Origin of the sequence: Mesorhizobium captivum (assembly GCF_033977165.1) — a bacterium.
Taxonomy (GTDB): Bacteria; Pseudomonadota; Alphaproteobacteria; order Rhizobiales; family Rhizobiaceae; genus Mesorhizobium; species Mesorhizobium captivum.
Map to the genome: position 1 here is coordinate 1 of NZ_JAVIJB010000030.1, position 15,161 is coordinate 15,161.

Below are 15,161 nucleotides of genomic sequence, written 5' to 3' on the forward strand. Positions count from 1 at the left end.
GAGGCATCAGTCCCTCTCTCAGGACTGTCCCTTATATCCTTGTCTCAGTTTTGGGGTGCACTCCAGCCATACCTACTGCCCTACTGCCCTACTGCCCTATTCCCCTATTCCTACCATTGAGCTTTCCACCGGCTCGTCCTATAAGGCCGCGCGCAGCGGGCACGGCCCGCCTGCTGGGGCGTCGCCAAGTGGTAAGGCATCGGTTTTTGGTACCGACATTCCCAGGTTCGAATCCTGGCGCCCCAGCCATCCTCCTAATCTGGCCAAGCTCGACCGGACGATCGGCCTTGCCCTCTCTCTTGCAGCTTCGCATGGGCTGATCGGAAAACCCTGCAGGGCATCAGGCGCCGTGGATAGCGATTGCCAAAGTCAGCAAGATCAGGCCCAAAATCGCCAGTACCGCGCGGATAACGTGCGAGAGTTCCCATTGGTTACGAAGCGTAGTCCACTCTTCCGTTGGCGGGAGCGAGCCTCCGTCGCTGCCCTCGGTTGCGAAGAAGCGCTTCGCCGGAGCGGTCAATTCCACCTCCTGCAGCCAGTGTTTGTTGACCGGCTGGGTCATGAACCAGAAGACAAGCTGCATGATGAGGAGCGCTGCCAGCGCGCCGGCAACCAGCCAGAATCGGACAGGGCCGCCCGACATCAGCATCAACGCAAACGTCGCCACTATCCCGCCGACCTCGGCGACGCCGCCTCCGATCGTGAAGCCCGGATAGTAGATCCGCTGGACGACAAAATACTCTTGCCTGCCGAGCCGTATTTTGCCCGGCAGTTCCAGCGCATGAGCGAGCGCCATGGCCATCGCGCTCGCCACGAGGATGACGGTCAGGACCTCCAGGAAAACATACATCAGCTGGGCCTCTCACTTCGGCCTGACTGCGCCGCGACAGCAGCTTCGACGATTTCGAGCGTCGCTCCAGACCGAACGTCACCGTCCTGACCGGGTTCCATCGAGCAGGAAGACTGAAGCGATGGCCGCAGCCCAAGGAGGGGGCGCGCCGGCCACATGGTGCTCACGCCTGGCGAGAGCCGGTCGGCAAGCGTCCGCTTCATGCGGTCGGAGAGGATCTAGCGGCGGAACCTGCTTTTCCGCAGGATTCGGTCGCCGAACGCACCGGCTGTTTGACGTCCGGATGTCTTTCATCGTCCCTCACTGTTTGCGCAGTGTATCCGCTATCATCGCATCGAGGCTGCTGGCCGAGACGCCGAGCAGGCGCTCGGTGTCCGACGCATCGAGAATGCATGCCTGCCGGTAGAGATAGGCCATTTCGGGCAGCTCCCGCATGAGTTCGTCCTCACGTCCCAGCACCTCCAGTTCTTCCTTACCAAGCACCTGAAGGTCGGGAACCGGAGCGCCGGCCAGTTCCGCGAAGCGCGCCGCTAGATTGCGCACCGAAGCATGCTGCGACGGCACAAGGAAAGCGCGTCCCCACTCGCCCGGATAGCGCGAGGCGGCGACCAGGGTTCGTGCCACATCCTTGGTGAAGGTCCAGGCATGCAGGGCGCCGAGATCGCCCGAGACCATGGCGGGCTTGCCGGCGAGCAATGACGGAAGCGTCATGAGCGTGAACAGCGAGCCGGCTCCCTCGCCCAGGTAATCGCTGGCGCGGACCTCCAACGCCGGAACATTCGCGGAGAGTGCACGCTCCCACATGGCGGTCCTGACGCGGCCCTTCACACTTGTCGGGGCCAGCGGCGCTGTGGACGTCAAGGGAGACTTTGCCCGGCCGCCATAACCATAGATGTTGCCGAGGACGATCAGACGAGCCCGCAGCTTTTCGGCTGCCTTGGCCACGCCGTCCATGATCGGCGGAAAGTCCGCCGGCCATCGGGTGTAGAGCGGCATGGCGCACATAAAGAGCGCTTCCGCGCCGGCTGCGGCCCGAGCAAGGCCGTCCGCGTCGCGCGCATCGAGCGCCACGCCAACAACGGCTCCGACCGGCGTCGCGCCGCTTCGGCTGACCAGCCGAACCTCGTGACCGTCAGCAGCAAGAAGACGCGCCGTCTCGCGCCCGACCGGCCCGGCGCCGACCACGACAAACACAGACATCTAAAAAGCCTCATCGATGGTGAACATGGCGAGGCAATTTCTGTTCGTATGCGTTGAAAGTCGCGCAGGAAACGCCGATCTTTGAGCACGTTCTGCCTTGTTTATTTGCGCAATTCCGGACGGAAAACGCCTAGGCACTTTTCCTGGAATTGCTTAAGTTCGGAGCGGCTCATGGACGGCTTGTCCGAAACACCCTGGCCATCGGCAGGCGTCAGCTTTTCGCTGCGGCGCGATCAGGCCGGCCCGATCCTGCTGCCGCCGGTCGGCGACCATCGCATCGTCGTGCACGCCAGCCGCGAGACCTGGTCGTTTTGCACGACGACCGGAAGCCGTCATCTTCGCCAGGAAGGCGACATCGACCTTGTTCCCGCCGGCGAGGAAGGCGGCTACGAGGCGGAGAGCGCCTGCGAGGCGCTGGAGATCCGGCTTTCGCCCCGCGTCCTGGAACGCGCGGCCTTCGACATGGGATCCGGAAGACGGTCGGGCCTCGACATGCGCCACATCATGCAAAACGAGCGCATCGTTCATCTCGCGCGAGCCCTGGAAAGCGAACGACGCGCGGGCGCCCCTGGCGGCCAACTCTATGCCGACACGATAGGCGTCGCGCTTGCCACCCAGCTTGTGGGCCTGACGAAGCCGGCGGCAAATCCCCCGGGCCGCCTGTCGGTGGATCAACTCAAGCGCCTCTACGACTTCGTCGAGGCCCATATCGACCGGCCTTTGACCATTGAGGTGCTGGCACGCGTCGCCGGCGCGAGCAGTTCCCATCTGCGCAACTCGTTCAAGCAGGCCACCGGTGTCACCGTTCATCGGCATGTGGTGCGCCGGCGCGTCGAGCGTGCGCGGCTACTGCTCGCGCAAGGCGGGCTGAGCGCCGCCGAAGTCGCCCTTGCCGCAGGCTTCTCGCACCAGTCGCATATGGCGCGCTGGATGCGTCGTGAACTGGGCGAGACGCCGCGATCCTTGCTGCGCAAAGCGACCGCCTAAACCTTTTCCGCCGATAGGCGTTGTTCGTTCCAGACGAGCGATCGCCCGCGGAGAGGATCATCCGATGTATTTCATGGCATTGGCCACCGACTACGATGGCACGCTGGCGCATAACGGCCTGGTTGCCGCAAGCACGCTCTCGGCACTGGAAAAGCTGAAGCGATCCGGCCGCAAGCTGATCCTGGTCACCGGCCGCGAATTGCCCGACCTCAAGGAAGTGTTCCCGGAGATCGGCATGTTCGACAAGGTCGTGGCAGAAAACGGCGCGCTGATCTACACCCCGGCCAGCGAGGAGGAGCGCACGATTTCGCCCTCCCCGTCCGCCGACCTGGTCGACAGGCTGAAGAGACGCGGAGTCAAGCCGCTCTCGGTCGGCCGTTCGATCGTCGCCACCTGGGAACCGCATCAGGCCACGGTGCTCGACGTCATCAAGAAACTCGGGCTGGAGCTGGAAATCATCTTCAACAAGGGTGCGGTGATGATCCTGCCCTCTGGCATCAACAAGGCGACGGGACTGGCGGCCGCGCTTACCGATCTCAGGCTGTCGCCGAACAATGTGGTGGCCGTCGGCGATGCCGAAAACGACCACGCATTCCTCAGGGCCGCGGGCCTGGGCGTCGCCGTCGCCAATGCCTTGCCGTCGGTGAAGGAGACAGCCGACCTCGTCGCGAAAGGCGCGCGCGGCAAAGGCGTCGAGGACCTGATCCGCAAGCTGATCAAGCTCGATCACCTGATCGTACGCAAGCGCTCGCGCGGCGTTCTGTTGGGAACTGCCCATGGCAGGAAGATCTATCTGTCGCCCGTCGAGACCGTTCTCATTGCCGGAAGCTCCGGCATCGGCAAATCCACATTGGCCACGGCACTGACCGAGCGGCTTGTCGAAAAGGGTTTGCAGTTCTGCATCTTCGATCCGGAAGGCGATTATGACGGACTGCAGGGCGCGGTGCCGCTCGGCGATGTCTCAAGCGCGCCGAGCAAGGACCAGTTGCTGGAGTTGATCGACAAGCCGGACAACAACATCGTGGTCAACGGGCTGGCGCTGAATGTCGACGAGCGGCCCGATTTCTTTGCGGAGTTGCTGCCAGGCCTCGGCAGCGTCCGCTACCGCACGGCAAGGCCGAATTGGCTGATCATCGACGAGGCGCACCATCTCTTGCCCAAAAAGCGCGAGGACACCCGCGCGGTGCTTTCGCTCGAGCTGCCGGGCACGGTGCTGATCACGGTGCATCCGGAGGCGATCTCGACGGGCGCCTTGCGCCTGGTGACGGCGGTCATTGCCCTCGGCCCAAAGGCGAAGGGCGTCATCAAGACCTTCTGCAAGGAGGCCGGGCTGGAGGCGCCCAAGAATATCCCCACACCGAAGGGCGATCGTGTGCTGTTGTGGCGGCCGCAGGACGACAAGAAGCCTTTCACCGTGAAAGCGGTCGAGCCCGATCAATCGCTGAAGCGGCACAGCCGCAAATATGCCGAAGGCGAGCTCGACGAAGCCGGCAGCTTCTATTTTACCGGACCGAAGAAGGCGATGAATCTGAGGGCGCACAATCTGATCATCTTCGCCCGGATGGCGGAAGGCATCGACGACAAAACCTGGGAATACCATCTGCGCGCCGGCGACTATTCCAAATGGTTCCGCCAACAGATCAGGGACAAGGAGCTGGCGCGCGAGACGGCCGAGGCCGAGAAGGACAAGCGTCTCTCGCCCGAGGAAAGCCGCAAGCGCGTGCTGGAGGCTGTGCGCCGCCGCTACACCGCGCCGGCCACGGCACCGGAGAAGTAGGCATTTAGCCGATCCGAACGCTGAGCCGCCTCAGCTCGCCTCGCGCATCGCTTCGGCCGCCTGCAGGTCGACTGAGACCAGCTGGCTGACGCCCTGCTCGGCCATGGTGACGCCGAACAGCCGGTCCATGCGCGCCATGGTGATAGGGTTGTGGGTGATGATGACGAAGCGCGTCTCGGTGGTCTTCGACATCTCGTCCATCAAATTGCAGAAACGCTCGACATTGTGGTCGTCGAGCGGCGCGTCCACCTCGTCGAGCACGCAGATCGGCGCCGGGTTGGTGAGGAAGACGGCGAAGATCAGCGACATCGCGGTCAGCGCCTGCTCGCCGCCGGAAAGCAGCGTCATAGTCTGCGGCTTCTTGCCCGGCGGCCGGGCGAGGATTTCCAATCCCGCCTCCAGCGGGTCTTCGGATTCGATGAGCTGCAGCTCGGCAGTGCCGCCGCCGAAGAGGTGCGAGAACAGCCGCTGGAAATGGCCGTTCACCACCTCGAAGGCCGACAGCAGCCGCTCGCGGCCTTCGCGGTTGAGGCTCTGGATCGCCTGGCGCAGCTTGCGGATCGCCTCGATGATGTCCTCGCGCTCGGAAACGATGGTCTCCAGACGCTCCGACAGTTCCCTCTGCTCTTCCTCGGCGCGCAGATTGACGGCGCCGAGCCGCTCGCGTTCGATCTTCAGCCGGTCGAGCTGGCGCTCGATCTCGGCCATGTCGGGCATCGGATCATCGGCTTCGAGCCCGGTATGCTTGATGACGAGATGCGGCGGCGTGTTCAGCGCTTCCTGGATGCGCGCCTCTACCTCGGCGCGCCGCTCATCCGCCGCCGTCAGCCGCTCCTCGGCGCGGACGCGGGTTTCACGCGCTTCGGCCAGCGACTGGATTGCGGCGGTCGCCGCCTTGTCGAGCTCGGCCTGCTTGTTCTCCGCTTCCTGCAGCCGGTCGCCGGCGGCCTGGCGCAGCGCTTCGGCCTCGGAAAGCTGCGTCAGCAGCGCGCGGCGCTTGGCGTCGATCTCGTCGGGCGCGTCGGCCAGCCTCTCGCGCTCGGCCTCGGCTTCGGCCTTGCGCTCGCCGAGGGCGGCGATCTGCGTCGAGGCGTTCTCGGCGCGCTCCAGCCAGTTCCTTCGCTCGGCGCCGATCGCGTCGAGCCGGCGTATGCGCGCCTCGGCCTCGCGCCGCAGACCCTCATGCACGGCGCGCGCGTCGGCGAGCGTGGCGCGGTCGCGCGCGACGTTGGCGGAAGCCTGTTCGAGTTGGAGCTGCAGGTCGCCGAGATCGGGCGCGTCCTTCAGCATTTCCTCGGCTTCGAGGAACGCGGCTTGCGTTTCCTCGTGGCTGTCGACGATGCGGGCGCGCGCCTCCTCTAGCGCGGCGCGCCGGCTCGCCAATTCGCCGCCGGCCTTCTCGGCCTCGGCCAGCGCATTGCGGGCGGCGTCCAGCCCGTGCTGGGCATCGCGGCCGGCCTGGCGCGCATTGCGCTCGGCTTCGCTCGCCTGGCGCATCGCCTGCTCGGCGCGCGCCAGCGCCTCCTCGGCCTCCCGCACGACGCGGGTCGCCTGCACCGCCTCGGCATCGAGCTCGGCCAGACGGTTCTTCTGCGCCAGCCGCTGGGCGGCGGCGGTCGGCGCGTCGGCGCTGGCCGTCAAGCCGTCCCAGCGCCAGAGCGCGCCGTCGCGGCTCACCAGCCGCTGTCCAGGCGCAAGCTGCGCCTGCAGGCGGCGGCCGTCGGCGGCCTCGACAATGCCGATCTGCGCCAAACGGCGGGCAAGCTGCGCCGGCGCGCGCACCACGCTGGCAAGGCTCTTCACGCCTTCGGGCAGCGCCGCGTCGCCGGATTGGACCGCGCTCTCGCCCCAGTGCACCGGAGCGCTGCGGTCGAGCGGCACATCGAGGTCCTCGCCGAGCGCCGCGCCCAATGCAGTCTCATATCCGCGCTCGACGCTGATCTGCTCGAGCACCGAGGGGAAAAGATCGCCGCTCGCGGCGTTGAGGATCTTGGCCAGCGTGCGCGCTTCGGTCTCGATGCGCTGCAACTCAGCCTTGGCGTCCTGCAGCGGCGGACGAGCGGCGCTTTCGGCGGCGCGCGCCTCGGCGACGGCCTGCTCGGCGGCGATGGCGCCGGCCTCGCTCTCTTCCAGGCGGGCGAGCGCGTCCTCGACCAGAAGCCGCTTCTCGGCCGGATCGGGCAGGCCGGAAATGCGCGCTACGATGTCGGAGAGCTCGCGGTCGACCTCGGCGAGCTGGCGGGCGAAGCGGTCGCGGCGCTCGGCGGTCTCGCGCAAAGTGCGCTCGATCTGGTGGCGCGAGGCGGCCGCCTCGGCGCGTTCGGCGGTCAGCGCGGCGAGTTTTGCTTCGCTTTGCGACAGCGTCGCGCCGGCCTGCTCGAAGGCGGCGCGCGTGGTGGCCTCGCGCTCGGCAGCACCCGCATTTTCCGAGTTGAGCTCGGCTTCCTCGGCGCGCAGACGCTCCAGGATGTCGGCATTGTCGCGCACCATCCGCTCCTCGCGGGCAATGTCGGCGTCGAGCTGCTGCAGCCGGCGCTCCAGCTCCGCCTGGCGCGAGCGGATGCGGCCGGCTTCCTCCTCGATCTGCGTCTTGGCGATCGACAGGCGCTGGAACGCGGCGGCAGCGGCCGCTTCCGCGTCGCGCAGGTCGGGCAGCCGGTGCGCGGCGATACCCTGCTCCCTGGCGGCCGCCATTTGCGCTGCGGCGCGATCGCCGACCAGCGTGGTGGCAATAGCCAGCGCCGAGCGTGCCTCGCCTTCCTGGGTCTTGGCCAATGTCCAGCGCAAGTGCAGCAGCGTCGCTTCGGCCTTGCGGATATCGGCCGACAGGTTCTTGAAGCGCGAAGCCTGGCGGGCCTGACGCTTCAGGCTCTCGATCTGGCTTTCCAGCTCGCCGACGACGTCGTCCAGCCGTTCGAGGTTCTGCTCGGCCGCCTTCAGCCGGAGTTCGGCTTCATGGCGGCGCGTGTGCAGGCCGGAAATGCCGGCGGCCTCTTCGAGAAGCGCGCGCCGAGCCTGAGGCTTGGCCTGGATCAGCTCGCCGATGCGGCCCTGCCCGACCATCGAGGGCGAGCGGGCGCCGGTCGACTGGTCGGCGAAGAGAAGCTGCACGTCCTTGGCGCGGGCTTCCTTGCCGTTGATACGGTAGAGCGAGCCCGCCTCGCGCTCGATGCGGCGCGACACCTGCAATTCATCGGCATCGTTGAAGGCGGCGGGCGCGGTGCGGTCGCTATTGTCGAGGAAAAGCGTGACTTCGGCGGTGTTGCGCGCCGGCCGAGCGCCGGAGCCGGAAAAGATCACGTCGTCCATGCCGGACGCGCGCATGTTCTTGTAGGAGCTTTCGCCCATCACCCAGCGCAGCGCCTCGACAAGGTTCGACTTGCCGCAGCCGTTCGGCCCGACAATGCCGGTCAGCCCGCGTTCGATGAAGAACTCGCCGGGCTCCACGAAGGACTTGAAACCGAGGAGGCGAAGGCGCGAAAACTTCATTCGCGCCGCCCCGCAAGCGGGTTCCGCAAAAGTGCTCCGCGGTTTTGCGACAAGAACCCGCGGCAAGACAAATGGGCCAATCTGCCGAAGCCTAGCAGCTTCGGCGCGGCCCGGACGTCAGAGCAGAGGGTCGATGATGGCCGACATTTCCTCAATCGACATCGCCCCTTTGTAGGTCTTTCCGTTGATGAAGAAGGTCGGCGTCGAGTCGACCTTGAACTCGTCCGCTCCGCGTTTCTGGACTGCTCTCACATCGTCCAGAAGTTTCTGGTCCGTCAAGCAGGCCTCAAAGGACTCCTGTGTAAAACCGGCAAGCTTGGAGATCTGCAGCAGCGCTTCCTTGGTGTTGCTGACGCCAACCCAGCTTGGCTGCTGCTTGAACAGCACGTCGACCATGGCGAAGTAGTTGTCCTTGGCGCAGCGCGCCAGCATGAAGCCGGCCTCGGCGCTCGGGTCGAACGGGAATTCGCGCAGGATGTAGCGCACCTTGCCGGTGTCGATGTATTTGGTCTTCAACTCAGGGAAGGTTGCCTCGTTGAAATGCGCGCAATGCGGGCAGGTCATCGAGGCATATTCGACGATGGTGACCTTGGCGTCGTCCTTGCCGAGCTGCTTGTCGGGCAGCGCGCCGGGCTTCAGCAGTTCGGCCATATCGACCGTGCCCTGCGCTTCCGGCACCTGAACGGCCGCCGGCGTCGCAGGCTTGGCGGGAGTCGACGGATCGGCGGGCTTCACATTGGCAGCCTTTGCGTCCTCGCCCGAGTCGCTGCATGCGGCAAGCAGCGCCACAGCCGGAACGGCGGCCAGCGTGGTTAGAATGTTTCTGCGGGACAAGCTTTTGCCAAAAGGGGCACGGTTCATGCGAATCACCTGATATCGGTTGGATTTTGCAATGCAAGGGCTAGAAAAGGCGAGAGTTGGCGCGAATTAAGGCATCGCCGTCCCCAATCCAATCGCCAAATTTTTCGGGCGCGATCACGAATACGCGATATTGGCGACGTTTTGCAGCACGCCGCATGTCTTTTCCCCGAAACCGCTGCACACTTTCGGGAGACATGCGGCTTTGCAGCACGCCGCATTTCGTTTCCCGAAACGGCGGCACACTTGTCGAAGACATGCTCATGGCCTTTTTTGTCCGAGGATGGTTGCTCCAAGCCGCTCGAGCGAGGCGCGCAAGCCATCGTCCTCGATCTTGCCGACGGTGCGCGCCAGCCTGGACTTCTCGGCCTCGCTGAGCGGTCTCGGCGCCGGTTTGGGCCGGGCCTTCGCCGAAAGGACCGGCTTCTGCAGGATCTTGATGCGGCCGATGGCGTTGAAGCCCAGAAAGGCGTTGACCCGGTTGATGACCTCGCCGGCCTCGTGCTGCAAATGCAGCGCCGCCATGCCTTCGCAAGCGATGATCAGCGTCGCGGGCTCGAAGGGGTCGTCCTCATGCAGACGGCGCGGCCACTGGATCTTTTCCGGACGCGAGTGGCTGGCTAGGCGCGGTCCGGCGATCTCTTCCCAGGATTGCACCAGCCCGATCGAGATGCCGGCGCGTTTCTTCAGCACCGGATCGAGGATCTCGGTCGCGAGATCGCTCACCGGAACGGGATTGCCGAAGGGCCTTTTCCCTGCCATGTGCGTTCTCCGATCCCCAGCTCCCCCGATCCCCAGTTCACCCGATCAATGGCACCGCAAGACCAGACCCGCAAGGCCGAGAAGGCCGTATATGGAGATCGCAGCATCGCCGCCAGCCTGCTTGGCTGGTACGACGCGCATCACCGCGACCTGCCCTGGCGTGTGACGCCCGGCGCATTCGCGCGCGGCACAAGGCCCGATCCGTACCGCGTGTGGCTCTCCGAGGTGATGCTGCAGCAGACCACGGTCGAGGCGGTGAAAGCCTATTTCCGGACCTTCGTCGAGAAATGGCCGACCGTCGCGGCGCTGGCTGCCGCGCCCGCCGAGGATGTGATGAAGGCCTGGGCCGGGCTCGGCTATTATTCCAGGGCGCGCAACCTCAAGGCCTGCGCCGATCTCGTGGCGCGGCAGGGCGGCCGTTTTCCCGACACCGAGGTCGGATTGAAGGAATTGCCGGGAATCGGCGCCTATACGGCGGCGGCGATCGCGGCGATCGCCTTCGACCGCCCGGCCGCCGTCGTCGACGGCAATGTCGAGCGCGTCGTCTCGCGGCTCTATTCGATAGAGACGCCGCTCGGCGAGGCCAAGCCCGAAATCCGCGCGCTGGTCGAGAAACTGGTGCCGCAGAAAAGGCCCGGCGATTTCGCGCAGGCGATGATGGACCTTGGCGCGACGATCTGCACGCCGAAGCGGCCGCGCTGCATGCTGTGCCCATTGCGCGAGGATTGCAGCGCCATACTCGCAGGCGACCCCGAGCGTTTTCCCGTACGCCTGCCGAAGGACGACAGGCCGCTCAGGCGCGGTGCCGCCTTCGTCGCCGAGCGCGGCGACGGCGCCATTCTGTTGCGCAAGCGGCCGGAAAAAGGCCTGCTCGGCGGCATGACGGAGGTGCCGACCACGGCCTGGACGGCGCGGGCGGACGGAGCGACCACGCAAGACGCCGCGCCCATCCCGGCCGGCTGGCGGCGCGCCGGGCGGATCGGCCATGTCTTCACCCATTTCGCGCTCGAACTCGACGTCTTCCATGCCCACATCGAGGGTGATGCGCCGGATGGGCATTTCTGGTCGCTGGCCCATGAAATTTCCGGTGAAGCGCTGCCCACCGTCATGAAAAAGGTAATCGAGGCGGCGATACCGGGCGCGACCAAGAAACAACGCGCTCATTGAAAGGACAGGCATGACCGAAATCCGCCACATCGTCTTCGACATCGGCAGGGTGCTGCTACACTATGACCCGAATATCCCGTTCAGCCGCCTCATTCCGGATGCCGAGGAGCGCAAGTGGTTCTTCGACAATGTCTGCACGCATGACTGGAACATCGAGCAGGATCGCGGCCGCACATGGCAAGAAGCGGAAGCGCTGCTGATTGCCGAGTACCCCGGCCACGCGGAAAACATCCGCAATTTCCGCCGCCATTGGCATGAGATGGTGCCGCATGCCTATGAGGACAGCGTCGCCATCATGCTCGGCCTGATCGAGAGCGGCCACGATGTGACCATGCTGACCAACTTCGCCGCCGACACGCTTGCCGAAGCCAGGCAGCGCTTCGACTTTCTCAGCCGACCGCGTGGCGTCACGGTGTCGGCAGACATCCGCCAGATCAAGCCCGACCGCGCCATCTACGATCATCACGTGGCCACGTTCGGGCTTGAGCCATCGGCTACGCTGTTCATCGACGACAGCCAAAAGAATGTCGACGGCGCCAAGGCCGCCGGCTGGCAGGCGGTGCTGTTCACCGACGCCGAGACGCTTAAAGCGGACCTTGAGGGGTTCGGGATTACGGCTTGAGCTGAATCGCTTGCGGCGATCCGTTGAAGTCTTGACGCAAGAGCGGTTCGGCGATTCCATGGAATCGCCGAACCGCTCTTGAATATTGTTCTTCCGCAATTCCGGACGGAAAACCGCTGCGCACTTTTCCTGGAATTGCTCTGGCGGATCAGGCCCCTGCCCGCTCCATGCCGAGACGGGCAATACGGCGCAATTCATCGATCGGGGTGAGGCCGCCGCTGCGCTCATAATGCCAGAAGGTCCAGCCGTTGCAGGCATCCAGCCCCTGCACCTCGGCGCCGATCTTGTGGATCGAGCCGGCGCTGTCGCCGATCGCCAGCGTGCCGTCGGCGCGCACCTTGGCAGCCCAGCGCTTCTTCGCGTCGTAGAGCGTGGCGCCCGGAGCCATCAGGCCAGTGTCGATCAGGCTGATGAAGGCGACGCGCGGCTCTGCGCGCTTGCCCGAAAGCACGGTAAGATCGGCGCCATCCAGCGGGCGAACTGCAGCGATGCGCTCATTGGCGGCGTCGATATAGGCCTGCTCGCGCTCGATGCCGACGAAGTGGCGGCCGAGCCGCCTGGCGACGGCGCCCGTGGTCCCGGAGCCGAAGAAGGGGTCGAGCACAACGTCGCCCGGCTTGGTCGAGGCCATCATGATACGGGCAAGCAGCGCTTCCGGCTTTTGCGTCGGGTGCAGCTTGTTGCCGTTCTCGTCCTTCAGCCGCTCGCCCCCCGTGCAGATCGGGAACAGCCAGTCGGAGCGCATCTGCAAATCGTCGTTCGAGGCCTTCAGCGCTTCGTAGTTGAAGGTGTAGCCCTTGGCCTTCTGGTCGCGCGAAGCCCAGATCATCGTCTCATGCGCGTTCTGGAAGCGGCGACCGCGGAAGTTCGGCATAGGGTTGGTCTTGCGCCAGACGACGTCGTTCAGGATCCAGAAGCCGAGATCCTGCATGCGGGCGCCGACGCGGAAGATGTTGTGATAGGAGCCGATGACCCAGATCGTGCCGTTGGGCTTCAGCACGCGGCGCGCCGCCAGCAGCCAGGCGCGGGTGAAGGCGTCATAGGCCTCGAAGCTCTCGAACCGGTCCCAGTCGTCGTCGACGGCGTCGACCTTGGACTGGTCGGGACGGTGCAGGTCGCCGTCGAGCTGCAGATTGTAGGGCGGGTCGGCGAAGATGACGTCGATCGACTTTTCCGGCAGCCGGTCGAGGGCCGCGACGCAGTCGCCTTTCAGGATCGTGTCCAGCCATTCGGACTGCTGGGGAGCATGGGAAAGCTCGTCGAGAAGACGCACGGCAGACATCAAAACACCCAAAGCACGCGTTACGGTTTACTGGCTGTTATGGTTACCGATCAGCGTAAACATTCGGTGAAGGCCGGGCGAGAGCTGCGATGGTTTGCGAAGACCGGCCCATTGGTGTATGCCGCGCCGCCTGAGGCCAGCCAGGCCATGTTTCCTCGCTACGTTCCGGATTGCCATGCCCCAGCCAGACCTTGTCATCTTCGATTGCGACGGCGTGCTCGTCGATTCCGAAATCGTCGCGGCGCGCGTCGAGGCCGAGCTTCTGACATCGGCCGGATTCGAGATCTCGGCGGAGGAGATTTTCGAGACCTATGCCGGGCTGACCTTCAAGGACATCATGCTGCGGCTCGAGGAGAAGTCCCACATTCCGTTCCAGGCCTCGCTGATAGACCGCGCCGAAGAACTCGTCGACCGCAAGCTGCGCAGCGACGTGCGCGTCATCGACGGCGCCCACGAGGCGGTGGCGGCTGTCACCGCGCCGCGCGCCGTCTGCTCCAATTCCCGCAAGGAGCGGATCGAGTTCATGCTGGAGAAGGTGCGGCTTTTGCCGTTCTTCGCCGGCCGTATCTTCTCGGGGCTCGACATCCCGAGCAAGAAGACCAAGCCGGCGCCCGACGTGTTCCTCCACGCCGCCGAACAACTCGGCGCGAACCCGAAGAACACCTTCGTCATCGAAGATTCCGTGCACGGCATCACCGGCGCCCGGGCAGCCGGCATGCGCGTCATCGGCTTCACCGGCGCCGGCCACAGCTATCCCGGCCACGCCGACGCGCTGACCGAGGCCGGCGCCGAGACGGTCATCCGCCGCTTCGCGGAACTCGGCAGCACGATTGCGGCGCTGTCGGAGTGGTCGGAGGACGCTTGAGAATGGCACCGCGAGCCTCGGTCAAAGAAGTGCGTTAAACATCATTTCAACCACAGCTTGCGTAAGCAGCGAATTCCACCTACCCGTCTTCCGCATGGGCTTGGTCAAGGACGCTCCTCGCTACGATGCTCTCGACAGTTGGCGCGGCATTTGCGCCTGCATGGTCGCGCTGTTTCATTTCGATGTTTTCAGCCACCTGACGTTCCTGCCGTTGGTCAGGCACGCCTACCTGTTTGTCGATTTCTTCTTCGTGCTCAGCGGCTTTGTCATTGCCGCCAATTATCGCTCGCGCCTTGCCGAAGGGTTCGGCATCGGGCGCTTCATGATCCTGCGCCTGGGGCGAATCTACCCGCTGCATGCGTTGACGCTTCTGCTTTTCATTCCCATCGACGCGGCAAAGGATGGCATCGGCCCAAACCTGTTCCAGGCGGTCGTCACGAACGTGTTTCTGCTGCAGGGTCTTGGCGTCAATCCGCAGAACTGGCTGAACTTCGTCAGTTGGAGCATCAGCGCCGAGTTTGCCGCCTATGTCGTCTTTGCCGTCATAGTGACGAGGCTGGGGACTGCCAAGTGGCCCTGGCTACTGCCGATCATTGCCGGCCCGGTCGTGATCGCCACGATGAGCCCGCACGGCATGGACACGACATATGACTATGGGATGGTGCGCTGCCTGTACGGTTTCGCCCTTGGCGTCGTCTGCTTCGACGTCCGGGAGCGGTTCCCTCTCCTGAAACAACGGCTTTCGCCGGCGGCCGAGACGTTGATGGAAGCGGCGAGCTTCGTTTTGGCCGTGGGCTATGTCTCGGTCGCCGCGAGCAGCCTGCCGCTTTCGATCGGATCGCCGTTGATCTTTGCGCTGGTCGTTCTGGTGTTTGCGCGCGAGGGCGGCTCGGTCAGCGCCATGCTTACCGCGCCTTTCATGCTATTCGTCGGCACCCTGACATATTCGATCTATATGGTGCATCCCCTGGTCAGGGCGTTCGTTCGAGCTGCCTTCTTGCTCGTTCAACGCGTGCTGCACACGGATCTGTTCATCCCGTACGCCCTCAACCCAGGCAACAAGCCGGCCCCGATCATCTATCTGCACGGCTCTCTCTGGCTCGGCGACCTGCTGCAGGTCTCGATGCTTCTGTTGACCATCCTGCTGTCGGTGGCGATATACCGCTTCGTCGAACGGCCGGGACGCGATTGGGCCAGACGCCTGGCAGGGCGGGATAAGGTTGGCGCGCTCGCCTCGAACGCACCGACAGCGAAGGTCCATGAGCACGCCGAAGCGTGAGCCGATCGCAATACGAAACGCCG

General features: G+C 64.9%; 13 protein-coding genes and 1 tRNA gene. 7 read left to right on the forward strand and 7 right to left on the reverse strand.

Annotated elements, in window-relative coordinates; genetic code table 11:
• Positions 1 to 174: 174 nt before the first annotated feature.
• Positions 175 to 249: transfer RNA gene (locus tag RFM40_RS23150), tRNA-Gln, on the forward strand.
• Positions 250 to 340: 91 nt separating this feature from the next.
• Here the strand turns inward: RFM40_RS23150 and RFM40_RS23155 are convergent.
• On the reverse strand, positions 341 to 850 hold the full coding sequence (locus RFM40_RS23155; protein WP_320278269.1) for an anthrone oxygenase family protein: 510 nt from the start codon (positions 848 to 850) through the stop codon (positions 341 to 343).
• A 300-nt stretch (positions 851 to 1,150) separates the two neighbouring features.
• Positions 1,151 to 2,050: an NAD-dependent epimerase/dehydratase family protein gene (locus tag RFM40_RS23160; protein WP_320278270.1), complete on the reverse strand. Its 900-nt coding sequence runs from the start codon at positions 2,048 to 2,050 to the stop codon at positions 1,151 to 1,153.
• 171 nt (positions 2,051 to 2,221) lie between these two features.
• Here RFM40_RS23160 and RFM40_RS23165 point away from each other — a divergent pair, with 171 nt between their 5' ends.
• Entirely contained in the window at positions 2,222 to 3,037 is an 816-nt protein-coding gene (locus tag RFM40_RS23165; protein ID WP_320278271.1) for a helix-turn-helix transcriptional regulator, read from the forward strand.
• Positions 3,038 to 3,101: 64 nt separating this feature from the next.
• Positions 3,102 to 4,814 carry an HAD family hydrolase gene (locus RFM40_RS23170; RefSeq protein ID WP_320278272.1) on the forward strand — a complete coding sequence of 571 codons (1,713 nt, stop codon included), beginning with the start codon at positions 3,102 to 3,104 and terminating at the stop codon, positions 4,812 to 4,814.
• A gap of 30 nt (positions 4,815 to 4,844) precedes the next feature.
• On the opposite strand, the gene smc is transcribed toward RFM40_RS23170, so the two are convergent.
• The 4 genes from smc to RFM40_RS23190 form a co-directional block, all read right to left on the reverse strand.
• Positions 4,845 to 8,303: a chromosome segregation protein SMC gene (gene smc, locus RFM40_RS23175; RefSeq protein WP_320278273.1), complete on the reverse strand. Its 3,459-nt coding sequence runs from the start codon at positions 8,301 to 8,303 to the stop codon at positions 4,845 to 4,847.
• A gap of 117 nt (positions 8,304 to 8,420) precedes the next feature.
• Complete coding sequence (locus RFM40_RS23180) at positions 8,421 to 9,164, reverse strand: DsbA family protein (RefSeq protein ID WP_320278274.1); 744 nt, start codon at positions 9,162 to 9,164, stop codon at positions 8,421 to 8,423.
• Positions 9,165 to 9,204: 40 nt separating this feature from the next.
• Entirely contained in the window at positions 9,205 to 9,426 is a 222-nt protein-coding gene (locus RFM40_RS23185) for a hypothetical protein (protein WP_320278275.1), read from the reverse strand.
• Positions 9,423 to 9,923 carry a DUF721 domain-containing protein gene (locus RFM40_RS23190; protein ID WP_320278276.1) on the reverse strand — a complete coding sequence of 167 codons (501 nt, stop codon included), beginning with the start codon at positions 9,921 to 9,923 and terminating at the stop codon, positions 9,423 to 9,425. Before RFM40_RS23190 ends, RFM40_RS23185 begins: the two co-directional genes overlap by 4 nt.
• Before the next feature lie 48 nt (positions 9,924 to 9,971).
• Between RFM40_RS23190 and mutY the strand changes: the two genes are divergently transcribed.
• The gene (gene mutY / locus RFM40_RS23195; RefSeq protein ID WP_320278277.1) at positions 9,972 to 11,090 is read left to right on the forward strand and encodes an A/G-specific adenine glycosylase; all 1,119 of its coding nucleotides are present in this window, start codon (positions 9,972 to 9,974) and stop codon (positions 11,088 to 11,090) included.
• Positions 11,091 to 11,100: 10 nt separating this feature from the next.
• The gene (locus RFM40_RS23200; protein ID WP_320278278.1) at positions 11,101 to 11,712 is read left to right on the forward strand and encodes an HAD family hydrolase; all 612 of its coding nucleotides are present in this window, start codon (positions 11,101 to 11,103) and stop codon (positions 11,710 to 11,712) included.
• Positions 11,713 to 11,860: 148 nt separating this feature from the next.
• Here the strand turns inward: RFM40_RS23200 and RFM40_RS23205 are convergent, their stop codons facing one another.
• Positions 11,861 to 12,994, reverse strand: coding sequence for a site-specific DNA-methyltransferase (locus RFM40_RS23205; RefSeq protein WP_320272913.1), 1,134 nt, complete (start codon positions 12,992 to 12,994; stop codon positions 11,861 to 11,863).
• Between the two features lie 175 nt (positions 12,995 to 13,169).
• Between RFM40_RS23205 and RFM40_RS23210 the strand changes: the two genes are divergently transcribed.
• Complete coding sequence (locus tag RFM40_RS23210; RefSeq protein ID WP_320278279.1) at positions 13,170 to 13,859, forward strand: HAD family hydrolase; 690 nt, start codon at positions 13,170 to 13,172, stop codon at positions 13,857 to 13,859.
• Positions 13,860 to 13,953: 94 nt separating this feature from the next.
• On the forward strand, positions 13,954 to 15,138 hold the full coding sequence (locus tag RFM40_RS23215; RefSeq protein WP_320278280.1) for an acyltransferase family protein: 1,185 nt from the start codon (positions 13,954 to 13,956) through the stop codon (positions 15,136 to 15,138).
• Positions 15,139 to 15,161 lie beyond the last annotated feature (23 nt).